The sequence below is a fragment of the Saccharolobus shibatae B12 genome (assembly GCF_019175345.1).
GTDB lineage: Archaea > Thermoproteota > Thermoprotei_A > Sulfolobales > Sulfolobaceae > Saccharolobus > Saccharolobus shibatae.
Genome location: NZ_CP077717.1, coordinates 2118302 through 2140717 on the forward strand (window position 1 = coordinate 2118302; position 22416 = coordinate 2140717).

A 22416-nucleotide genomic window follows, 5' to 3' on the forward strand; every position below is an offset into this window, starting at 1 on the left:
CACATCAATTTATAGATACTATACGATATTCTTAATATTTCTCATAAGAACTTTCACACATGGACATAAGGGATGTATTCAAACCGTTAGATGAGGCAAAGTTCAGTTGGTTCCACGCAAAGTCAATGATAACGACGGGCATGGGAGTTTTCACCGATGGATATGACTTGTCATCAATTGGTATAGTATTAGGGGCATTATTAACGTCCTTTGGAATAACTAAAAGTAGTCCAGATTTCGCAATAGTTTCATCTCTATTAACCGGTGCAGCGCTGATTGGTTCTGCAATAGGTGCGATAATTTTTGGCTTCCTAGCAAACATGGGTAGGAAGACATTTTATGGGGTTGACGTAGCATTAATGACAATTGGAGCCTTATTACAAGCATTCGTACAAAATCCTATGCAATTAGTATTAGTGAGATTCATTTTAGGGTTAGGAATTGGTGCAGATTACGTTCTCTCCCCATTAATAATGGCTGAACACAGTAATGCTATAGATAGGGGTAAGAAGTTAGCCTTAGGTTTTGGGCTGTTCTGGGGTTTTGGTGCATCCACAGCTGCTGGATTATATCTTATTCTACAAGCAATGGGAATACCTTTAGATCTTATATGGAGAATTATACTAGCTACTGGAGCTATCCCGGCTGCAGCAGTAATATACCTTAGGAGAAAGATACCAGAAACTACTAGGTATTTAGGAAGGATAAAGGGTGATATAGATGGTGTTAAGAAGGTGATTAAAGAAGTAACTAAAACTGAAGTTAGCATTATGGCAAACGTTAAGGATAACGTTAAAGCGTTAGATTACTTCAAAACAAATTGGAGGCCGATATTAATTGCTGCTATACTATGGTTCTTGTACGATATTCCAGCATACGCTGGAATCTTATTTGGTCCAAGCTTAATAGCGAGTAAGTTGGGTTTAGATCCCGCTACTTATCAACTAGTAAACGAGGCATTTTTCATCATTCCCGGTGGGCTAATAGCACTTTTACTTATAGATAGGGTTGGTAGAAAACCATTACAAATAATTGGCTTCATAGGAATGACTTTAGCCTTAACTTCCTTCGCATTTTATATAAAATCACCAAACTATATCCCCTTAATTGCCATCATCTTGTATGGACTTGAACAATTTTCGTCACAATCTGGGCCAGGTTCAGTATCTGCATCTGGAGTACTAGGAGTTGAGTTAGCTCCTACTAAGATAAGAAGCATAGCGCAAGGAATTACAGTAGTCGGAGGTAGATTAGGAGCAACCTTTGCTTCCTTCGTATTCCCCTCACTTTACGTTCAGTATGGACTATCCTTTGCAGTAGTATTCGTTGCATTCGCTTCTGGAATAGCTGCATTATTAACATTCCTATCCATCCCAGAGACTAAAGGCAAATCTCTAGAAGAAGCTTCAAGAGAAATAGAGTTCGTAAAAGCTTAAGTTAAACCTTTTTACCCTAATGGTTTTTGGTCCTTACGTTACGATTAGACTTTTATAATTAAAATATATAGGTATAATAAATATGAACCACCATCATGGGCATTATTACCCTCCTGAAGACTTTAGACGAACCTTCGAGAGACCAGAGGAATATTTACCAGAGGTATTTGAGGGAAAGAAAGGTGTTATAGTAGATTATGGCTGTGGAAATGGGTTCTACGCTAGATACTTACTTGAGTACGCTACAAAACTATACTGCATAGACATAAACGTTATTGCGCTTGAGGAGGTTAAAAAGAAGTTCAACAGTGCGATAACCCTTACGAGCCCTAAGGAGATCCCACATAGTACAGTTGACTTCGTTTTCTTCGCCAATTCATTCCACGATATGGACGATAAGCAATACGTTGTAAGTGAGGTTAAGAGAATCCTAAAGAGTGATGGTAGGGTTATCATTATAGATTGGAGGAAAGAGAACACTGGTTTCGGTCCACCATTAAGTGTTAGAATGGATGAGAAAGATTACATGAAATGGTTTAGCGATTTTACAGTGGAAAAGAGATTCACACCAACACCCTATCACTTTGGATTAGTGCTGAAGAGAAAGACTAGTTGATATACTAGTACACTTACTAGTATACTAGGTTTGTAGAAATAAAAATACTAGAGCTTCTTAGGAACTTTGGGCTATACCAAATTAAGAGAGTCTCTCGAGTATTATCAATTGACGTATTACTTAACAATAATTAAAAACCACTCCTTTTTATTTATATTCTCTTAAATACCTTACGAATAATGATAATGCTTCACTTAAAAACTCCGTGTTTGTACTTCCTAAACCTATCCTGACATAACCGGGCATCTCGAAGCACTCCCCAGGATTCACCAACACGCCATACTTCTCAAATAGTCTCTCACTGAAATCGTAAGTGTTCTTAACGTTCAATTTAAGATATGCTAGGACTGTGGCATTAGGCTTAACCCACTTTACGTCAAGGTCACTAATTAACCTTTCCATTAACCTCATATTATTTAACGCAATTCTCCTTGCCCTATCCATGAATTTCTCCCTCTCTAAGAGTACGTTATAGGCAATCTCTTGCCCTATAATTGAAGGGGAAATTGACGTATAATCTCTAACGCTCCACATCCTATCAACTAACTCTTTACTTGCCACAACCCATCCTATTCTTATTCCCGGTAGTCCGTAAACTTTCGACATGCTGTTAGTACTTATGGCATTATCGTATAGGTCGACAAAACTAGGTCTCATTTTGCCGTCATGCTCTAGACCCCTATAAACCTCATCAGCTATTACGGTAACGTGATTATCCTCAGCTATCTCAACTATTCCCTTAATTTCACTTTCTGAAAGTGCCATACCAGTAGGGTTGTTTGGATTTGTTATGACTATTGCCTTAGTGTTTTTGCTAACCATTTCGTTGAGCTCGTTTAGGTCTAACCTAAAATCATCCTTAAGCCAAATGTACTTTACCTTTGCGTTTATTCCCCTTAATAATCCGGGGATTTGCATGTAGTTTGGCATTTCCACAATTACTTCGTCATTTGGATTTATGGTGGAAAGGATAGTTAGGTAGTTGGCTTCCGCACCTCCAGCTGTTATTATAACGTCATCCTCTTTCTTCCCGGGATAGAGAGATGCTATTAGCTGTCTAACTTTTATTAATCCCTTGGTATGACCATATTCCAGCTTAACGTTAGGTATTTTAATCTCACTTAGATCTAATGGCTCTACTCCGCTCTCTGAAAGGACGTATTTGGCTCTCCAATCCCTTAAGGATTGCCATCTTTCTAGGCAAAATTCGGGATACATTGTGATATTGTGTTGTTTTTGCGTATTAAAAGGTTCCATGTTTTTTAACTCTTGGAAATCTATGTAAATCTGATGAATAGGGATATTGGTAAGAACGCTGAGAGGGAGTTGGTGTCTATTTTGAGGGGAGAGGGATTTAACGCTGTTAGGATTCCAACTTCCAACTCTTCTCCAAATCCATTACCGGACATTTTCGCAACCAAGGGAAATAATTTGTTGTCAATCGAATGTAAGAGTACTTGGGAAAGTAAGGTAAAGGTTAAGGAACATCAGGTGAAGAAGTTGTTCGATTTCCTCTCAATGTTTACCATGAATGGTATACCGGTAATAGCTGTGAAGTTTAAACAAATTCATGAGTGGAGGGTTCTTGTTCCAGAAAAGGCTGAGGATATAGTAGTCACAATTGATAATACGATTCCCATGGAAAACCTTTTTAAAATATTGGAAAAGAAAGTTGAGGAAAAAATATTAACGCCTTAAGAGGATTATTACCACTACGGCTATTACTATTATTATGACAGCTGCGATTCCTCCTAAAACTAGGTAGTTTGGTGATACTACTAGGGTTTCAGTTATTGGTTGATTTACTGTAATTGTTGCACCCGGAGATACGTTGTAAGTACCTTTAAATGTGGCAGATTCATAGAATGGCACGCTTGCGTTGAGGACTATCTTCGATCCCGAGTTGTAGAATTTAGATACACCGTTAATTGTCACTAGGTATTGTGTAACTGTGAGGAGCTTTAGGTTAACGGGAGATTTCACTGCAAATGATTGTGAGGGTGATACGCCAACTATTATAATCCTCTCTTGTGGGCTAACGTTGTAAGTGTAGTTTAGCACTTGTATTGTTGTCCCAGAGTTTATCCATGAGGAGTTGAGTGTGGTCTTAGAACCGTTGATTAGTACTTGTACTGGTATTGGGGAGGAGACATTAACGAAGTATTGGGTTATTGTCGTTGCGGTTATTGTGTAAGAGGAATTAACAGTTAATTGAGGAGCTGGAAAAACTTTACCTAGGATTAGTCTCTCTCCATTACCCATATAGTAAGTGATGTTCTCTATTTTGATCGTAGTGCCTTGATTGTACCAACCAGATACGAGAGTTTCGTTTACGCCATTTATAAATGCGCTTAGTTGAACTGGAGAGTTGACGTTAATGAGATATTGGGTTATTGTAGTCACTTTTATCGTAGTTGGTTGATTTACTGTTACTAACGCTGAAGGCGAGAAATTGGCTATTACGTATCTTTCTGTACTGCTTACATATTGGGTTATGTTTTCTAGTTTAATTGTAGTGCCTTGAGTGAACCAGTTGGTGGAGTTTAAGGTCTCGTTAACGCCATTTACTATTGCGTAAACTGGAACTTGTGATTGTAACACAATTAGATATTGGTTAATATAATACGCATTAATTTCGCCAGGTGCTTTTACGATTCCAGTGTAGTTCATTGTTATCCATCTTTCTCCTTGAACACTGGATTGAAGTTGTGGTGAATAAGTATAGGCCGAATTAGCATCTACCCAAACTGTTGCTGGCGCTTGTACTGTTTCGTTTGTTCCAAGGCTGTGATAGTAAACTGTGGGTGGAGTGTAACCGGTACCGCCTTGGACTGTGTAGTTAAAGGTAACTGAATACTGTTGATAGTAAGTAGGTGTTATGGATGTGGTCGCAGGAGTTATGGTTCCAGTGCTTACGTAATTGGTTGCCCATCTAACATTACCTTCAGTAATTGCTGACTGAACTTGATATGATGTACCAGAAGGAACAGAGATGGTACCTTGAAGAGGAACTGTAGTTGTTGTGCCATTGGGGAAAGTTAAGGTTATACTTGGTGTTTGTGGTATTGCTTGACCAACAACGCTGTAACCTAAGTGTACTGTAACTAGTGGAGTTTTTTGGATAACGTTAACGTTAATTGAACCAACTGCTGCACCACCAGCAACTTCTATTGTAATTTGCCAAGTTCCTTGAACATTAGGGAAAGTATAGGCGTTAAGTACGTAAATTCCGCCACTCCCATTAATTTGAACTGGTATTGTCGCTGCCAATGAGGAATTAGGGAAGAAGAAGTTTATGGTCGCTCCATCTGTTGCGAACTGTTGTGGGAGTACTGCGTCAATTGTTATTGATTGTCCTACATAATATGTCTCACCGTTGTAGCTTGGACTGTAAAAAGTTATGCCACCCGAGGAATAGGCTGCACTTGTTATTAAAGCAACTAATGGGATTAATGTTATTAGGGGAAGTAGGTACTTTGCCCTCATTTTCATATCACTGAGTATTATCCACAGAGGAATCCTTAAAAAATCTTTTAGTAATATCTACGTTAATCAACTTAGTTTAGGACGTTTCACATGATGGTATTTTAAGCTTCCTTCGATTAAGCTTATAAGATAATTACTCTATTAATTATGAAAATGCTGTTATTTTGGTTGGAATTCGTTGGAATTTTCATAGCTATTTTCATATCTGCAGAGCTTTTAGCTAAGGGCGCTGACGAATTAGAGGATTTCCTAGGCCAAGGTATAACTGGTGGTATAATACTAGGATTCCTAACAGCATTACCAGAAACCATATTCGTTATCATAGCGTCTTTAGAAGGGAGTTTTGATATAGCATTGGGTTCAGCCATTGGGGGTAACGTGTTGTTATTTACACTAGGTATTGGATTGGTTGGGGTGCTTTACGCATTAAAATGGAAGACTCCTCTTCAAATTTCTAGTGAATATAGTGTTGAAAATATTTTTCTAATACTAACTACTATTGCAATGTTACTTATTTTGATTTACGGTAAATTGGATATCATTTCTGGTCTATTACTTATCTTAATCTACATAATTTACGTTGTGTACAGGGTTGTTAAATTCAGAGGAGAGGGAGGGAGGACAAAAGGGGGAAGTTTAGCAAAGCCCATTATGTTCATTATGGCTGGAGGTGTTCTACTAGTAGTATTCTCTCATTACTTCGTGGAGTATATAAGTGAGATAGCAACAATGCTTAACGTTCCTGCAATATGGCTCTCGCTAATAATAGCTCCAATAGCGGGGGAGCTTGAAGAGAAAATATCTGCATTTAGGTTAGTTCAAATGTCAAAAGATGGGGGATCCCTTTCAATTCTAAGTTTTGTGGGGAGTAAGATAGAGAACGCTACTATACTTTTAGGAATTATAGGCTTGTTTACGGATTACGAATTACAGTCAGCCTTACCAGAATACATTTCAGCTTTAGCTGCAAATATAATAGCCTTATACGTACTGTTCGACAAGAGGCTTAAGATTATTGAATCTACAATTTTGATTGGGGTTTACGTAGTTATAGTAATATTCTCCTTCTATCTCTAGAGCGAATTTTTAAAGGGTTAACATTAAACTGACTGTGTGAGTAGTAGAAAACTTTCAGTTTTTGAAGCGTTTTCACTATCCTTTGGAGGTCAAGCACCATTTACCTCCATAATCACATTTGGTACCATAGGTTTACAACTTGGTGGATCATTCTTAACCATAGCAACTATTATTGGGACAATCCTAGTGTTAATGAACGGTTTAGTCATATATAGGCTCTCTTTAAGGTATTCACAGCACGGAGGATACTTCACCTATGCATTCTATTCGCTTACCGAAAGGCTAGGGTTAGTAACTGGATGGTTATTTTTACTTTACGCTTTTACTTATGGCGGTACATTACTGGCAGGTTCAATTTACATTATAACGAGTTATCTGAAGATAAATGCTGACTTGATAGCGTTTTTAGTCCTATTGTTTTCGGCATTTTTGGTTATAAGGGGTTTAGACGTTTCCGTTAAATACGCTGAGTTCATAAGTATTGCTGAAATCGTTGCAATAGTTATCAGCTCAGTTGTGCTCTTGTTAGAAACGAAACCAAGTTTTAACTTTACAATTCCAGCCAATCCCTTTCTAGTTATACTCTACTCCATAGGAATGCCCATAGGTTACGGGAATTTGAACCCAATGAGCGAGGATATAAAGAATGCGAAGAAAATTGTGGGGATAATAACAGTTGTAGTGATACTTTTAGGTGGGTTATTATCAGCCTTGCTGTTTTACGCTAGCGCACTGTACGGAACGGATCTGATAGAGATTCTATTGAATAAGGTTGGATTTGTTTTCCCCTATTTGATCTTCTCAGCCTTAAATGGAGGGATATTAGGTGGAATAGCTTATATCATAGCAATGTCTAGGATCCTTCATGCAATGTCATTAAGGAATTTTATGCCATCAATTATTTCATCGCTTAAGTATAATAGACCATTTAACGCTGAGGCCATATCGCTCATTATCTACACTGTTGCTTTGTTTTTCTTAATTCACTTCGTTGGATTATATACAACCTTTCTAGTATTAGGAGGACTTACGGTATTAAGTTATTTAATTATATCGCTTTCAGCCAATCTTTCGCTGTTTAGGATAGCGTTAAAGAAAATAAGGAAGAGGAAAATGGAAATAACGCTTGCAACAACCTCCACGATATTATCATTAATAATATTAGTGTATTCGATGCAGGAAAACACTCCCATAATTAACTACATATTTTTCGCTTGGATAATTGCTGGATTTATCTATGCAGAAGTATTAGAAATAGCTGGAAGTAATGGAAAAAATGATGAAGATTAGCTTCAAACTAAATATGACCTCTCTTCATTATAACTATTATTATTGCTGACCCTACTAGTATACCAATTAACGTCAACAAGTAAGTTACCATGGAACTCGTTGATTTGTTTAGGGTAACTTGATACTGAGCTATTAGGAATCCATAACTATTAATGGGAATTAATGTTAAGCCCACTTGTGAGGTAGAGACGGGAGAATATAGCGCTATCTGGAGCTGACTAGACGCATTAGATAATTTTATCTTAAAGTCGTTTTGCCCTTGACTCAACATTATAGGTAATTGTATTTGTTGCTTACCGTTAGTGATTACCAGCAATAAACGTACTGTAGTGTTGATTCCGTTGTATATGCTGAGCTTTAAGTTATTTCCATCTAACTTCGCGCTTTGTAGTTTTATTAGACTAAACTGCTGTTTAACCTCTGAAATTATCGTAGAAGTGTATAGTATTGCTTGCTCTTTAAACCATTGTGGACCATTTGCTGGAGGGCCAGTTTGCCAAGTCCAATCGCTACCTTCTGCAACATATAGGTAATTCCATAATGTATCTACTAGGTTAGTTGAATTAGGCGTCTCATTTAAAGGTAGATAGACCAATGGTGAAACGTTAGCTCCAACAGTTACTGTATAAGCTACTAAATATTCCCTAGCTAGTGAAACGTTCTGCCATATTTCTGTCTTACCAGGGTATCCATTGTTCCAATAGTTTAGATTAAGGTCCCAAGAGTTTACTGGTAGATTGGTTATTACACTGTAAGGTTTATGAGTTGCTATTGCCTCACTTGCAGTTTGAGTTATTAGCCATTGTCCTTGATATTGAGATAAAGCTTGGTATATTGCATATAGATCAGCTGGGCCAGTAGTAGGATTAAAGATCAGAGGGTTCTCTCCATCTAAAGCGACTGTTACAACACCTCCAGGGTTATTCATATATATTTCAGCCAATTGTTGTATGAGTTCTTGAGCAGTAAGCTTAGGAGATTGGCTGAAGAACTTAAAACCGAATTCGTTAGATAGAGTGGTATTTCTAAATAGCACGATAATAGTTTGACCTAGGTTATTCTCCACTATGAAGGGTTGATCTGGGTTTAATGAACCGCTAACCAATGTAACGTAAGGTAAAAAACCTTGTTGGTCTAGTATCGTATAGGATATGTTACTCTCATTATAAAGCCCCACTAAATCCATATCAAATGCCATTTCTGGAGTCCACGTGCCATTAGCCCATACTCCAAATACTTCATGAGTGAAGTTCTCACCCATTCTGATTTGAGCTAGGACGTCACTCCAATAACCATCTTGGAGGAGCAATGGCTGTAAAGGATGATAAAACGGTACTGTGAGGACGTCTACCTTACCCTCATTAATTAATTGCCTATAAAGATTTATGGTGTAATTTACTGCAGATATGTCGTGATTGGGATTAATCCCAAAATTGGACGTAAAGCTATAATTCTTCTCGTGAAGTATTGTCTCCCATTGATATAATAGGACTGGCGTGAAATCTATCGTTACGCTAACGTTAAACTGTTTTATTAACAAGGCTTGCAATTCATAAGCTCCAACTAAACTTCCATTCCAGTTGAAGTCCTGCCCAGTATGTAACCATACCCAAGGTTGTTCCCAACTACCATTTGGAGCTACATAAAGGGGCTGATGCATATTCCAGACTATTACTAAACTTAAGGGCTTCTTCCCAGTAGTGTTTAGGACATATAATGGTGGTAAGGCTGCTTGCCTCTGAAGACTATTATTCACGTAAACGTTAAGTTGTGGATAATAGATTCCTTGCGGTATTTGGGATGTATCTAATGTTAAGGATAATGGATTGTATCCGGGTTTCAACGTTGATGACAAATTGTAAACGTGACCAGCTACTTGAATTGAAATTAAGGAATTAATAGCTTGTGAAATGGTGTTCTGCAGATATATGGTAACATTTGCTGGCTGGCCCTCGACGTATACGTATCTATTATATGAAGCATTAATGTACTGAATGAATGAGTAAACGTCTTGTATTGCGAAGTTTTGACCAGATGCGTTATGATAATATTGATTTAGAGTCAGATCGTGATAAACCCATTGCACCCATTGGCCTGGACTAAACGGACCTATCACTATTGTGTAATTACCCCATAATGGATTATAGGTCATCAACTCATCAGTTATATCGCTCCATGATAATCCAGTCTGAGGTCCAGTAGTTAGTCCATAATGTATATCGAACTCGTCGGGAGCTCTTCCTATTGCTGTTATCAATATGGAACCGTTTTGAAGTACTGTAGCATATGTTTGTCCTAGATTTGGGGGGTTAACTTCTAAATTCCAATTCCAGAATGGATGATTATCGTAATTTATCCATTGCCCAGTAGTATTGTCGTAAAATACCCAAGCTATCCAGGTTCCGTTTGCAAACGGCCCTATTGTTGCACTGAAATTCTGCCCATTCCATTTCATTGCAACATTGAATATCTCAGTCCACGCTTGTTGTGGTCCGCTTTCGATTCCATAATGCAAAATGACAGTATTATTTTGTGGTATGCCTCCAATGTAAATAGTCACCATACCATTGCTCGAAACGGTGAAGTTTACGCTTATCGACTGTGACGTTGAAATGAAGAGTGGCGCTGAGATTAAACTTGTGACAAAAAATAGAAGTAAAAGTGTCTTTGATTTTTTAGGGAAATTAACCATTGATAAACATGAGGTTTTTATCATTATAAACTTTTCTATTTAAGATTTAGTTTAATTCCAAAGTTACTCAACTACATAAAATCTTATAGATATCTCTCCTATATCAATAACTAAAAAGATCTCATATTAATAGTTTGTATCCTATAATTGGGATTAATTATCATTATGAATTATTTAAGGCAAAATTCGCCAAGCTAAACTTTTATACCTTGCTAAGAAATAAATGAATAAGTAAGGTGAATCGCCTTGGGTAGAAAAGGAAAAAAGATAGATTATAAGGCAATTTCAAAGACACTAGTAGCAGTAATAATAGTTGTAGTAATTGTGATAGCCATAGGTGGCATTTATGCATATTTAAGTAGTCAACATTCTACGTCATTGACGTCAACCACAACAACTTCAAGTGTTTTAAATATTAGTAATCCTCAAGCCTTAATGCAGTTAGTTGGTCTCTCAACTGCGCCTTCTACGCCAGTTACGATAACGGTATGGAACAGTTATAGTACGTCCGAAAATCAAGCGTTTAATGAGACACTAGCACAATTCGAGCAAGCATTTCCATGGATTCGCGTCCAGGTAACATATGGAGTTGGAGTTGGTACTTCCCAATTTGAGACTGCTGCGAAGGCTGGACAAGCTCCAATAGTATATAGAGACACTAGCGATTCTGGAGGTGCACTATTCGCAGCTGGATTAGTACTAAACTTATCACAGTATTTGCCTCAGAGCATTACGTCATTATATGTACCTACTTCAATAAAAGATTGGGAATTAAACGGCTCCTTGTACGGACTACCGGATAATGTGAACTATATTGTAATGTTCTACAATAAGAAGTTCGTCCCGTATCCTCCAAACACTACTGAACAGCTAGTACAAATAGCCGAAAGCGTTAATAAGACATACCACGTTTGGGGAATAGCGTATGGAGCAAGTGATGAATACGGTTATAGATTTGCGGCGTGGTTTGCTGGATTTGGCGGGCAAATATTTTCTACTAATAATGGTAAGATAGTTCCTGCTTTGAACAGTACTGCCATGGTTGACGCATTGAACTTCTGGTACAATTTAACCTATAATCTTAAGGTCAATTACTTAGCTCCTTCTACTGGTGCTGGAGGTGCTGAGGGTCAGTTATTTGTGGCGAATCAAACTGCCATAATATTTGATGGTCCTTGGGATCTAAATGCGTATCTCCAAGCATTGGGGCCTAATTTAGGTGCTGCACCATTACCAGTAGTTAGCCAGACTGGATTAAGGGCAGAGCCATTTATTGGTTCTACAGGCTTTCTAATATCTTCACCTCAAGTTAGTGGCGCTACGCAAATGCAAATAAAGGCAGCGCTAATATTCGTTCTCTATTTCACTAACTATCAAGCTGATTTGAGATTATGGGAAGTTGCACACGATATACCAGCTAATCTACAAGCCTACAATGAGGCTTTAACCCAATTAAAGGAAGGAATGTTACAACCAGCATACCTTAATCAAATAATGGAAGGTATTTTAGAACAAGCCCAATATGGTCAACAATTCCCGAACATACCTCAAATGGCCTATTATTGGAACTCGTTCCACCAATACGCTAGTGAGTTCTTCGCTAATAAGGTAAATGCGACTCAAGCATCGCAAGGAATGGAACAAGCTTTTATCCAGGCTCTTGTACAAAACGGTCTAATGTCTTCACTATTACCTTTACCCATAATTCCTCCATTGCAATATATGCTAGCGTTAATCTCAGCGATATTAACACCGATGGTTGTGATAATTAGTCCTAAAAAAAGATGGTGAACTAAGAAATGAAAAAAGATAAGTTATTTTCCCTTTTTTATATTTTGCCCATAGTTATTGTGACACTTTTCCTCTTCGTATTTCCATTGCTCTATTCAGTTTATATTTCATTTACTAATCTAAGCTTGTTGCACTTCTTAACCTACAGCTATGTGGGATTGAGGAACTATCTCATAATGTTTCAATATGGGTATTTCTTAGAGCTGTTAAAGAATACGTTAATCTGGACCATAGGTAGTTTATTAACCATGATGACGTTAGGTTTCGTATTAGCCCTAATTCTAAATCAAACAGACCTTAAGGGAAGGTCAATTTTTTACGCTATATTAATATTACCTTGGGCTTTTCCAGGTTTCATATCAATTCTAATATGGCAAGGATTGTGGGTTGACCCTTACGGAATGATGAATAGACTAATCTTGCCGTTACTTCATTTACCTAGAGTAAACTCTTTGACTTCAACCACTGATGCTTGGATAGAGTTAATCCTCACTAATGATTGGCTTTCCTTCCCGTATTTTATGACAGTGTTCTACTCCGCCTTGCAAAGTATACCTAGAGAGCTATACGATATAGCAGATCTAGATGGAGCTAATGCCTTTACTAAATTCTTAACTATAACGTTGCCCTCTCTTAGGAGGACTATTGCCTTCGTATTCATAACCAGCTTCGTATTTACTTGGAATAATTTCTATCCGATTTACGTCTTAACTGGTGGAGGCCCAGGCATTTCTACTGAGACGTTTATAGTTTATGCCTATCAAGAGGCATTTAGTTATAGTAATTTCGCTTTAGCAGCTGCCTGGTCCATAATATCAACTATTTTTGTAATAGTTTTGGGAATAATAGTTATCAAATACACGAGAATTTTAGATTCGTTTACATGAGGTGATCCACGTGACGCAGATAAAAAAACACAAGTTATTTAAAATCCTAAGATTAGCCATCTCGTATGCAGTATTAATAATAATGGCTGCTTTTTCCATATTCCCGCTATATTATGTCTTCGTTACCTCATTTAGTAATGCTCCAAACCTGATTTCATTGGCTGTATCAGACTTATTACCTAAACACATTTATTTCACAGCCTACGAATACTTATTTACTACAAACTTATATGGAGGCTCCTTCCCGTTATGGATTAGAAATAGTTTGATATTAGCCGGTTCTACAGCCATCATATCAGTTCTATTAGCCTTAATAACTGGATATGCTCTATCCAGGCTTAATGTGCCCGCTAAGAAAATTTTGGCAACGTTTATCTATATTGTTACGTTTTTCCCATATACAGCTTCTGCAGTACCTTTATATCTATTATTTGCTAAGTTCCATTTGCTTAACTACATAGGTCTAATTCTAGCTTATACTCCGGGAACGTCAATTTTTGCAGCTTTCATTGCAAAGTTAAGCATAGATTCGATACCAGCATCTTATGAAGAGATAGCAATGATTGATGGCCTATCTAGATTTGGGGCATTTTTAAGAATAGTGATGAGATTAGCATTACCAGTAGTGGCTTTAACGGCACTATTAGGCTTTAGTGGAACATACTTGGATTTCGCATTAGCGTATTCGTTTCTCCTTCCCAATATAAAAGAGTGGACTGCAACAATAGGGCTATATTATATGGCTGGTTTGCTAAATCAAGCAAGCGCTCCAGCATATAATATATTTGCAGCTGGAGCAGTTATAATGGGGATACCGTTAATGGCATTATTCATTGTTTCGCAAAGAATGATGACTCGTGCATATAGTAATCTAGCAGGGGTGAAGCAATGATGGGTTATGTTAAATTGGAGGATATTTGGAAGGAGTATGAGGAAAAGAAAAAGAAAGTGCAAGTTCTTAAGGGACTGAATTTAGAGATAGAAAAGGGAGAATTTGTAGTAATCTTGGGGCCATCTGGAGAAGGAAAAACTACAATTTTGAAGATTATAGCTGGATTATTAAGACAAGACAAGGGACACGTCTATCTGAGAGAAGAACTTGTTGATGATTTACCTCCTAAAGATAGAAGAGTAGCGATGGTGCCTCAAAACTACGCAATATACCCCTTTATGTCAGTTTACGATAATATCGCGTTCCCGTTAAGAGTAATGCACTTGTCAAAAGAGGAGATAAGGAGAAGGATATTGGAAGTAGCTAAAATGTTAAGAATAGACAATTTGCTAGAGAGAAAACCTAGCCAATTAAGTGGAGGCCAAATGCAAAGGGTTGCTATTGCAAGGGCATTAGTAAAGGGAGCTGATATAATACTAATGGATGAACCTTTATCTAATTTAGATGCACAGGTTAGGGTAGTGGCTAGAGAAGAGCTCAAACAACTACAGCGTGATCTTAAGCCTACAATAATTTACGTTACACACGATCAGGTTGAGGCTTTGAGCTTAGCAACGAAAGTAGCAATACTTCACGATGGTGTAGTACAAGCTTATGGTGATCCGATGGAAATTTACAAGAGACCAAATAGCGCTTGGGTAGGGAGCTTTCTAGGAAATCCCCCCATGAATATTATAAGGGGTGAAATAGAGGGTGACTCGATAATAATAGACAACTATAGAGTAGGATTACCGGAAGAATACAAAAATCTAGTGAAAAGTGGTCAAAAAGTTCTTGTAGGAGTAAGACCAGAAGATATAGAGATACGCGATGGCGGAGAAATAGAGGGAAAGGTTGAAATGGTAGAGGACCTAGGACCATATAGTATAATTCACTTAAAGATCAGTGAGGAAACTACCATTAGAGTCATAGAGAAATCACTATCTAGACGAGAAAGGGGAGAAAAAGTAAGGATATCCATTGATACTAGTAAGGTAGTACTCTTTGATGCTTCAAGCGAAAGAAACCTACTTGAGCAATACGAGAAAGTGAAGAAGAAGTGAGAAAGGAATTTTTTACCATTTTTATTATGTTTTTATTCCTTACAAGTCCACTTTTAATAATCTCTGCTACGCCTTCATCTCAATACAGCTCACCATCGTATTTGCTATTGAACAATTGGGTAAATCAGTCAATTTGGGTTGTAACTGGTATACCAATACCAAACCCTCAACTTAACGGATTCCCTCTTTATAATACATCAATAAGAAACCTTTACGTAGGAAAATACGGTATTGTTAACCTCACTGTGAACTTTGATATCCTAACGACTTCCGCTTATTTAAACCTTAACAACACTATTAATCTGATAAGCACTAATGGAAATATTTCTATACTTACACCCCCAAATACACCATATATCCTTATCTTGTTCAACACTAACTCATCAACTTCAATTTACATTAAAACTAATACTACAATATTGCATGTGGATAGTTCTTTAGTCAGAATAAACACTATTCCAATGATTTACATTTCAACTAACGCTAGTTACATTATTCAGAACAATACAGAAAAGATAAGCGTTTATAAGGGAAAGTGGTTTGTGGAGCTAAGTGTTGGTGCTCAGCCTAATTTCAACATATCGGGGTTGACTAAACTAAACGACATGGAGATAGGAAAGTGGCTTAATTCATCTAAGTTACCAAGAGGGTTACCAACCAATTTATTGAAAGAGTACTATCTCTCACTATTACTAATTAAAGATGACCAAAACCCATATTTAGGGACGTTCGCCGCTTCGCCTTCTCCAATTTATCTTTATTCTTGGGTAAGGGATTCTGCTTTTAGTGCCATGGCATTACAATTAGCTGGGCACTATAACTCCGCTTTGAAGTTTTGGCTATGGTGGAGTAATGCTGGTCAATTACAGCCGGGGGTCTGGTATACTAGATATAATTTCTATGATGGCCAACCTGACACCACGTTTGGAATACCGGAACTTGATGGAATAGGATTATATGAAATGGGCATCTATCAATATTATAACCTTACTGGTAATGTAACTTTTCTCAAGCAAATCTTACCTACGATATATAAATCTGTGAAATATCAAATTGAAATGATTAACGAGTCAAAATATCATTTACTGCCCCAAGACTTAAGCGTGTGGGAAGACAGAGAGGCCTATCACTTTTGGACTGAAGCTATTAATGACCTTGGATTAAAGAGTGTAGCCGAGATATATAGGGCATTGAACTTTAGTAATTATACCGCAATTCTATACTACGAGAAGGAATTAAATCAAAGTATCATAGAGAATTTCTGGAATGATGACTATTTCGCCTCAGCTTTAGGAGTTTCAGTTGTATTTGAAGGAGGGAAAAGTGAGACAATACTGTCTCCGGAACCTCCGTCAGTAGATTCAGCCGCTTTGTTACCTATTAATTTAGGCTATCTTCCGCCTACATCTAACTATTCCGTTTCAAACTTCGAGATTATAAACAAAACGCTTCTTACAGCTGGTGGACTAGCTAGATTTCCTAATGATATATATCATTACTCTCAATCGCTATATGACGCCACTTCGCCAGAACCTCCATGGATAATAACCACACTATTTGAGGCTTTATACTTAGAAGAGTTAGGCAAATACAATGAAGCTCTTAGTTTAATGTATTGGGCGTACGATCATTCGCAACATGGCCTTTTACCAGAAGCTATAGATCCTAAATATGCATATCCCTTACCTACAACTTCACCGTTAACATGGTCATCAGCAATGTTCGTCATGGTAGCCTTAAATTATAGACCCGTGACCAATAGTCAGACTACAACACTAACTGGATATTATGTGTTAGGAATCATGATAGCAATAGTAGCCATAATATCTGTAATTATAACATTAAGAAGAAGATGAAGAGAACGTTTCCTCTTGATTATATTAAGTTTTTTAGTTGGGATAAGTGTTATAATCTTAATTACGTCGTTTTCTATCCTGACTTCCTCCCCACCCTGGACGGTAGACCCAAAATCACCTCCCTAAAAATAAATCTATTACATTAATAAGCATATTTATTAGTTTAAATAGAAAATTTTCCAGATTGAATAAATCACCAGGAAACAAAAGGATAAGCAATAATCTGAACTCTTCCCTCCTCACCACACCCTTAAATATGGTGTACAAGGAGTAGAAAACCATGGCCAGCACGAAGATCAACGTGCGGAAGACGAACTTAGTGGAACTGGTGAAGGGAAGGAAAGCCTTGATGTTCCTGTAAGAGGTCTCTATGGGACTCCTTACCTTATTGTACAACCTCAACACCTCCTTCTTCGGTAGGTCAAGATTAGTCGCCCTAGCGAAGTAAACAACCTTCTTCTTCCTCTTGATTTTCTCCCTGCGATACACGATCAGCCTGAACTTAACCTGTTCATCCCTCCTATGCCTCTTACTATTTGTCATGTACTCTCCATCAAACTCCTCATAGACTTTCACGTCCCCAACGGGAACTCCGATTATATAATTGAACTGCGAAATGAAGTTAAGCACATCAACTGTGTAGAAACCCGCATCAAGAGCTATTAACCTTATCTTGAATCCCATTGCAACAACTTGCTCCACGAGGATCTTCACGATATCATCCTTGGTCATCCCGTTCACATGTGTGACGAAAGCCAGTAGGAGTACTTTCCCATCATGTTTAGTCGTTGCTGTTGCGTAGTTCCACGAGTTTCCCTTTTCCGAGCTTCCGAGTCCTTCCACCGGTTTCCCGTACCAAGTTTTGGTGGTCCAGTCTATTGAAATGTCTATTTCCTTTTCTCCCTTCAGCGTATCCAAGGATATTTTCCTCACTTGTTCCAAGAGTTTCTCAACTACTTCCACACCTTGCTCCTCCGCGTAATTCCTCACGGTTTGTGGTGATACGTTGTATGCGCTTGACTTGTTTTCTATGGAGTCGTTCCATAAACACGCGGAGACTAGCGTTTTTTCTACGTTCTCTGCCTTTTTTCCTTGGAAGTCTAACATGGAAAGTAATTTATATCCTATTTGTTGAATGTTATTTTGGTGGGGAAGACAAGGTGTTATCACCTTGGTTCACCTCGTGATAATACCGTCTTCCTCACCTTAAGCTTTTCTTCAATTTGTTGAACTCCTAATATAGTTATAAATTCCATTTATTTTCTATAAAATTAATAGTACCTTACCGGAATTATTTTTGTAAAATGATTTTGGGTCTACCGTGGAAGGGTGAGGGTTCCCTCCCAGAGGGTTCATCGTTCCCACCATTGATTCGGGTTTACATCTCTCATCTGGTGGGCAGTCGAGAGGGTCAGAGACCCCCTCCCATTCAAATTAACTACAGCAATAACATCCCTATCATTCTCATAACCACAAGACGGACAGCTGAAGTACCTATAACCTACTTCTTTCATCTTTTTACTACACTTAGGGCATGAAACTGATGAATAGTGAGCATTAACATATTGAACCAACAAGCCATGCTTCTTAGCCTGCCACTCAATCCAGTACTGAATCCTACGATACTGCATAAGATACAGTTCATCCCTAAACTCACGTGGTAGTTTATTAACATGATTAATCAAGTTCTTGAGGTTCTCTAACTTAATAACATTAACATTAAAACCCTCAGCAACCTCAACAACCCACTTCCCTACCTTTCTAGCAAAGTCCTCCATGATTCGCTTAGCCTTAGAGTGGAAGTGCTTAATCCTTACAAGTATGTGTTTGTTACCCCTCCACCTCTTAGAATACTTTCTCTGCAGAGCTTCAGCTAGAGACTTCCAATGATGAACCTCATGAAGACGAGTTGGAATCCTAACGTAATGAGTATCATCCTCCCCCACTACTATCTCATTCATGTTAATATCGACAGCAATACTACCCTTAGCTTCTATACTCCCTTTTGGCTTTTCAAAAACAACCTTTAGAAAAGCCTTATCACCCTTGACTACTAACCTTGCCTCCTTCATCTTCCAGTTCATGTAGTCCTTAATGTTTCTAGGATAACCAAGGATTGGGAGCTCACCGACACCAGCAATCCTAACAGTCATCCTTTCTAAGTCTACGTTATAACTTGCTTTCGGTGTTAACCATACAGTTGGCTTATACACTCTAGGAAACCTACCCCTCCTTGGATTGTTAAACCAACCCTTGTATACTGAGAGTGCATCCCTATAACAGTCCTCAGCAACCTTTGATGGTAGACTATATTCCCCTCTTAACTTATCGTATAACTCCTCATGGACTCTTCCTAACACACCCTTCTCTTCCGGATTTGGAACATTCTCCTTTAGCCAAAATAGGGTGAAACGTAGTGCCTTAACGTAGTTATTCACAAGAGCTAGGAGGGGTTCAGATAGGGCGATCTTCATCGAAACAGTAGCTCTGATCGCTTTAACCCTCCTAGCCATTAGGAGAAAATTAAAAGAGCTAACATTTAAACTTTATAAGGGGGCTTTCCGTCCCCTTAACCCCCATTTTTTGTAAAAATTATGATTAAAACTAATTCATCATTACCTAACCTTTTGCATGTCATTTGCTCTATTATCATCAAGGTCCATTGAGAATTCTTCTAACGTTCTTGAAATCTCATCAATTATTCAATGACCATATGTATTAGTTAATTGCTCAATTCTTTCCACTAACCTCTTTTGTGAATGAACTGTAAAGCATATCTTATTAATATAACACCACCGTGTTGACAACGACACAAGGTAATCCGAATGGGTCTCTGTACTCACCGTAAACCGATATATTTGTTACTATAACTTTTGCCTCAATTACCTTATCGTTAACCTTAACCTTAGTCTCTTTTTCCTCTTTAAAAGATCTTATTTTTGATGGCTTTGAAGACATCTCGCCAGGATCACATAAAGGGCCAAACTTAGGTTTATCCGTCATTACTGTTAATAAATTATTTATACTCCCTGAGACTTTAAAGGGCAAGACTTTCTCCCTAATATAAGGAAAGGTTTTTGTGTAATTTTAGAAATGTCGTTGCCCTTTAGACTATAAGCAAGTATACAACTTGACGATCAAATTGTTAGGTTAAGCTTGATAATCTATGGATATAATGTTGCTCGCAGTAGTAGAAGACCTTATCTGAGGAATCTCTTTTAGCATAATATATTATCGACGTTGGAAATTAATAAATTAACTATCTTTCGCAATTTGTGTCCTAACCTCTTTTCCTCTAATTGCAGATAGCACTAACGCTAATGCTAATATTCCTAAGGAAACGTAAAATGCCGCCTTCAACCCGGTAAGAAATGCTGAAGCAACACCACCTATTAAATTTGAAGTCCCAAGGAAAACCTCAAAGGCCACATATCTAGGAACAACAATAGATGATATGCTAATAGCTATTGTATAACTGATTATACTCCCTAAGTTGGCTAATGTTCTTGCTAGTCCAGAGGCACCACCATAAAATCCCTTAGGTGCATTAGCCATAATTGCACTATTATTAGCCGGGAAAAACAACGAAGATCCTAAGCCTCCGATTGTAGAAGCCAATATCACAATATAAAGAGACGTATTCAAGGAGAGAGTGAGGTAAATTAAGACAGCAATTAGCATTAAACCAACTCCTATAGTAGCAGGGATTCTAGCACCAATCCTATCAGATAATCTGCCAGTAAATGGAGCTACTAGACTGGCTAAGACATAACCGGGAACGAGAAGAAGGGATGCGTTAAGAGGAGATAACCCCCTTATGCCTTGTAAATACATTATTATAATAAACGCTGTAGCTAAATAACCAGTACTTTGTAAGAAAGACGCAAGCAACGAAAACGTGAAGACCCTATTTCCCTTAAAAGCCCTTAAGTCAATTATTGGAAACTCATGCTTTCTCTCTAACCAGAAGAATATTAGCAAAATCACTAGACCTAGAGAAATCAAGACAATATTTAAAGCCCTAATTCCATATCCAGCGATATCAACAGCACCATAAACCATGGATGACAATGCAACTAGTAGAGTGATCATTCCAACCATGTCCAATTTAACTTTCCTAGTTTCTAAGGTTTTAATATACCTTAAACCTAAGATAAGTGCAATAATTCCTATCGGTACGTTAATGTAAAATATGTAACGCCATCCAATAAAGGTAGTAATAAATCCTCCTAACACTATACCCAATGTTGCCCCGGCATTCCAACCAATTGCAGTATATCCATAAGCCCTCCCTCTTCTATTTGGAGGGAAAATATCTGCTATTATTGCCCCAGCGTTGGCTTGCATCATCGCCGCCCCAATACCTTGAATTCCCCTAAATGCGACCAATGAAATCGCATTGGGAGATGCTCCACATAACGCAGAACCTAATGTGAAGATTGCGAAACCCAAATTGTAAAACTTCGCCCTTCCATATATGTCGCCCAACCTCCCCAACTGTGTAGTGAATACTGCTATAACTAGTAAATACAAAATTATTACCCAGATCATAATGAATAGATCTGCGTGAAGTTCTTCAGTTATCGACGGGATCGCTAAAACTACTATCGTGGTATCAATTGCTGACATCAAAGTTCCGAAGACGAGAACTAGAAGTGCTAGATTGCTTGAGTTCATAATTAATAGTTAAGACTCTAACTATTTATGTTTTTCATATTCACGTGAAACCAAATAAAAATAATGATGAGATAATTTCATTCTTTAACGTGAGTCTAGACTCTACTTCCCTTAAGTTTTAGGGGAAAATTTAGGGAATAGAGAGTATAATAGAATATTTCTTGATTAATAATCAGTTTTAAGTATATAGAGAAATATTTTTGTGAAATTAATGTTTTTACTCTCCTGTGTTACTATTTTTACTAGATGCATAGGAAATAGCCAGAACGGGGTATTGAGCATAGTTTCACGTTATATCGTTAATTTTAGGCACTCAAAGACTTCTGGAAAAGAGTTAGGTGAATTTGACGAGTTAACCTCCAGTTAACCGAACAACTTAATACTAAAGCCTAAACTCCAGTGGAAATAGTGGTATTTTCGATCGCACAATAAATTGAAAGTAATACTCCCCTTACCATTTATCCACAAACTTTAGCCATTTGATATAGCCCAAATAAGCAATAGTTTTTTAGAATTATTTATACAGATGAAATGTTTGTATCCTACTGTAAAATACCAGTCAATAATATTTATAACAACCATTACGTCTTAATATTGCAGTAGCTGACAGAGT

17 protein-coding genes are annotated in these 22416 nt (G+C 37.7%); 10 read left to right on the forward strand and 7 right to left on the reverse strand.

Annotation, left to right across the window (positions count from 1 at the left end; all coding sequences use genetic code 11):
- Positions 1-59: 59 nt before the first annotated feature.
- Both J5U23_RS11085 and J5U23_RS11090 read left to right on the forward strand, forming a co-directional pair.
- The gene (locus tag J5U23_RS11085; protein ID WP_218266191.1) at positions 60-1436 is read left to right on the forward strand and encodes an MFS transporter; all 1377 of its coding nucleotides are present in this window, start codon (positions 60-62) and stop codon (positions 1434-1436) included.
- Between the two features lie 82 nt (positions 1437-1518).
- Entirely contained in the window at positions 1519-2052 is a 534-nt protein-coding gene (locus J5U23_RS11090; RefSeq protein ID WP_218266192.1) for a class I SAM-dependent methyltransferase, read from the forward strand.
- Positions 2053-2199: 147 nt separating this feature from the next.
- Here the strand turns inward: J5U23_RS11090 and J5U23_RS11095 are convergent, their stop codons facing one another.
- Positions 2200-3270: an aminotransferase class I/II-fold pyridoxal phosphate-dependent enzyme gene (locus tag J5U23_RS11095; RefSeq protein WP_218266193.1), complete on the reverse strand. Its 1071-nt coding sequence runs from the start codon at positions 3268-3270 to the stop codon at positions 2200-2202.
- 72 nt (positions 3271-3342) lie between these two features.
- Here J5U23_RS11095 and hjc point away from each other — a divergent pair, with 72 nt between their 5' ends.
- Positions 3343-3750 carry a Holliday junction resolvase Hjc gene (hjc, locus tag J5U23_RS11100; RefSeq protein WP_218258278.1) on the forward strand — a complete coding sequence of 136 codons (408 nt, stop codon included), beginning with the start codon at positions 3343-3345 and terminating at the stop codon, positions 3748-3750.
- Here hjc and J5U23_RS11105 read toward each other — a convergent pair.
- Complete coding sequence (locus J5U23_RS11105) at positions 3739-5544, reverse strand: hypothetical protein (protein ID WP_218266194.1); 1806 nt, start codon at positions 5542-5544, stop codon at positions 3739-3741. The genes hjc and J5U23_RS11105 overlap by 12 nt on opposite strands.
- A 141-nt stretch (positions 5545-5685) precedes the next feature.
- Between J5U23_RS11105 and J5U23_RS11110 the strand changes: the two genes are divergently transcribed.
- Together J5U23_RS11110 and J5U23_RS11115 are read left to right on the forward strand one after the other, a co-directional pair.
- Positions 5686-6615 (forward strand): sodium:calcium antiporter, encoded by a 930-nt coding sequence (locus tag J5U23_RS11110; protein ID WP_218266195.1) that lies wholly within the window; start codon positions 5686-5688, stop codon positions 6613-6615.
- Between the two features lie 36 nt (positions 6616-6651).
- Positions 6652-7905, forward strand: coding sequence for an APC family permease (locus tag J5U23_RS11115; protein ID WP_218266196.1), 1254 nt, complete (start codon positions 6652-6654; stop codon positions 7903-7905).
- A gap of 7 nt (positions 7906-7912) precedes the next feature.
- Here the strand turns inward: J5U23_RS11115 and J5U23_RS11120 are convergent, their stop codons facing one another.
- Positions 7913-10621, reverse strand: coding sequence for a glycoside hydrolase family 57 protein (locus J5U23_RS11120; RefSeq protein WP_218266197.1), 2709 nt, complete (start codon positions 10619-10621; stop codon positions 7913-7915).
- A 222-nt stretch (positions 10622-10843) separates the two neighbouring features.
- Between J5U23_RS11120 and J5U23_RS11125 the strand changes: the two genes are divergently transcribed.
- Genes J5U23_RS11125 through J5U23_RS11145 form a run of 5 tightly spaced genes read left to right on the forward strand, consistent with a single transcriptional unit; the run spans position 10844 to position 17126 of the window.
- Positions 10844-12388: an extracellular solute-binding protein gene (locus tag J5U23_RS11125; RefSeq protein ID WP_218266198.1), complete on the forward strand. Its 1545-nt coding sequence runs from the start codon at positions 10844-10846 to the stop codon at positions 12386-12388.
- An 8-nt stretch (positions 12389-12396) separates the two neighbouring features.
- Positions 12397-13275: a carbohydrate ABC transporter permease gene (locus J5U23_RS11130; protein WP_218266199.1), complete on the forward strand. Its 879-nt coding sequence runs from the start codon at positions 12397-12399 to the stop codon at positions 13273-13275.
- A gap of 10 nt (positions 13276-13285) precedes the next feature.
- On the forward strand, positions 13286-14167 hold the full coding sequence (locus J5U23_RS11135; protein WP_218266200.1) for a sugar ABC transporter permease: 882 nt from the start codon (positions 13286-13288) through the stop codon (positions 14165-14167).
- A complete protein-coding gene (locus J5U23_RS11140; RefSeq protein WP_218266201.1) occupies positions 14164-15270 on the forward strand; it encodes an ABC transporter ATP-binding protein in 1107 nt (368 codons plus the stop codon). The genes J5U23_RS11135 and J5U23_RS11140 overlap by 4 nt, the downstream gene beginning before the upstream one ends.
- Positions 15267-17126, forward strand: a complete 1860-nt coding sequence (locus J5U23_RS11145) for a glycoside hydrolase family 15 protein (RefSeq protein ID WP_218266202.1) — start codon at positions 15267-15269, stop codon at positions 17124-17126. Before J5U23_RS11140 ends, J5U23_RS11145 begins: the two co-directional genes overlap by 4 nt.
- 114 nt (positions 17127-17240) lie before the next feature.
- Here J5U23_RS11145 and J5U23_RS11150 read toward each other — a convergent pair whose 3' ends face one another.
- From J5U23_RS11150 to J5U23_RS11165, 4 genes are all read right to left on the reverse strand, one after another.
- Entirely contained in the window at positions 17241-18296 is a 1056-nt protein-coding gene (locus J5U23_RS11150) for an ISH3 family transposase (RefSeq protein ID WP_218266034.1), read from the reverse strand.
- Positions 18297-18478: 182 nt separating this feature from the next.
- Positions 18479-19639: an RNA-guided endonuclease TnpB family protein gene (locus J5U23_RS11155; RefSeq protein WP_218266203.1), complete on the reverse strand. Its 1161-nt coding sequence runs from the start codon at positions 19637-19639 to the stop codon at positions 18479-18481.
- A gap of 268 nt (positions 19640-19907) precedes the next feature.
- Positions 19908-20174: a hypothetical protein gene (locus tag J5U23_RS11160; protein WP_218266204.1), complete on the reverse strand. Its 267-nt coding sequence runs from the start codon at positions 20172-20174 to the stop codon at positions 19908-19910.
- A 207-nt stretch (positions 20175-20381) separates the two neighbouring features.
- Positions 20382-21803, reverse strand: a complete 1422-nt coding sequence (locus tag J5U23_RS11165) for an MFS transporter (protein ID WP_218266205.1) — start codon at positions 21801-21803, stop codon at positions 20382-20384.
- Positions 21804-22416 lie beyond the last annotated feature (613 nt).

Excerpts from the sequence above, each read along its gene's own strand:
- J5U23_RS11155 (WP_218266203.1), bottom strand. The coding sequence starts at position 19,639 with ATGGCTAGGAGGGTTAAAGCGATCAGAGCTACTGTTTCGATGAAGATC.
- J5U23_RS11095 (WP_218266193.1), bottom strand. The coding sequence starts at position 3,270 with ATGTATCCCGAATTTTGCCTAGAAAGATGGCAATCCTTAAGGGATTGG.
- J5U23_RS11085 (WP_218266191.1), top strand. The coding sequence starts at position 60 with ATGGACATAAGGGATGTATTCAAACCGTTAGATGAGGCAAAGTTCAGT.
- J5U23_RS11130 (WP_218266199.1), top strand. The coding sequence starts at position 12,397 with ATGAAAAAAGATAAGTTATTTTCCCTTTTTTATATTTTGCCCATAGTT.
- J5U23_RS11165 (WP_218266205.1), bottom strand. The coding sequence starts at position 21,803 with ATGAACTCAAGCAATCTAGCACTTCTAGTTCTCGTCTTCGGAACTTTG.
- hjc (WP_218258278.1), top strand. The coding sequence starts at position 3,343 with ATGAATAGGGATATTGGTAAGAACGCTGAGAGGGAGTTGGTGTCTATT.
- J5U23_RS11090 (WP_218266192.1), top strand. The coding sequence starts at position 1,519 with ATGAACCACCATCATGGGCATTATTACCCTCCTGAAGACTTTAGACGA.
- J5U23_RS11105 (WP_218266194.1), bottom strand. The coding sequence starts at position 5,544 with ATGAAAATGAGGGCAAAGTACCTACTTCCCCTAATAACATTAATCCCA.
- J5U23_RS11110 (WP_218266195.1), top strand. The coding sequence starts at position 5,686 with ATGAAAATGCTGTTATTTTGGTTGGAATTCGTTGGAATTTTCATAGCT.
- J5U23_RS11120 (WP_218266197.1), bottom strand. The coding sequence starts at position 10,621 with ATGATAAAAACCTCATGTTTATCAATGGTTAATTTCCCTAAAAAATCA.
- J5U23_RS11140 (WP_218266201.1), top strand. The coding sequence starts at position 14,164 with ATGATGGGTTATGTTAAATTGGAGGATATTTGGAAGGAGTATGAGGAA.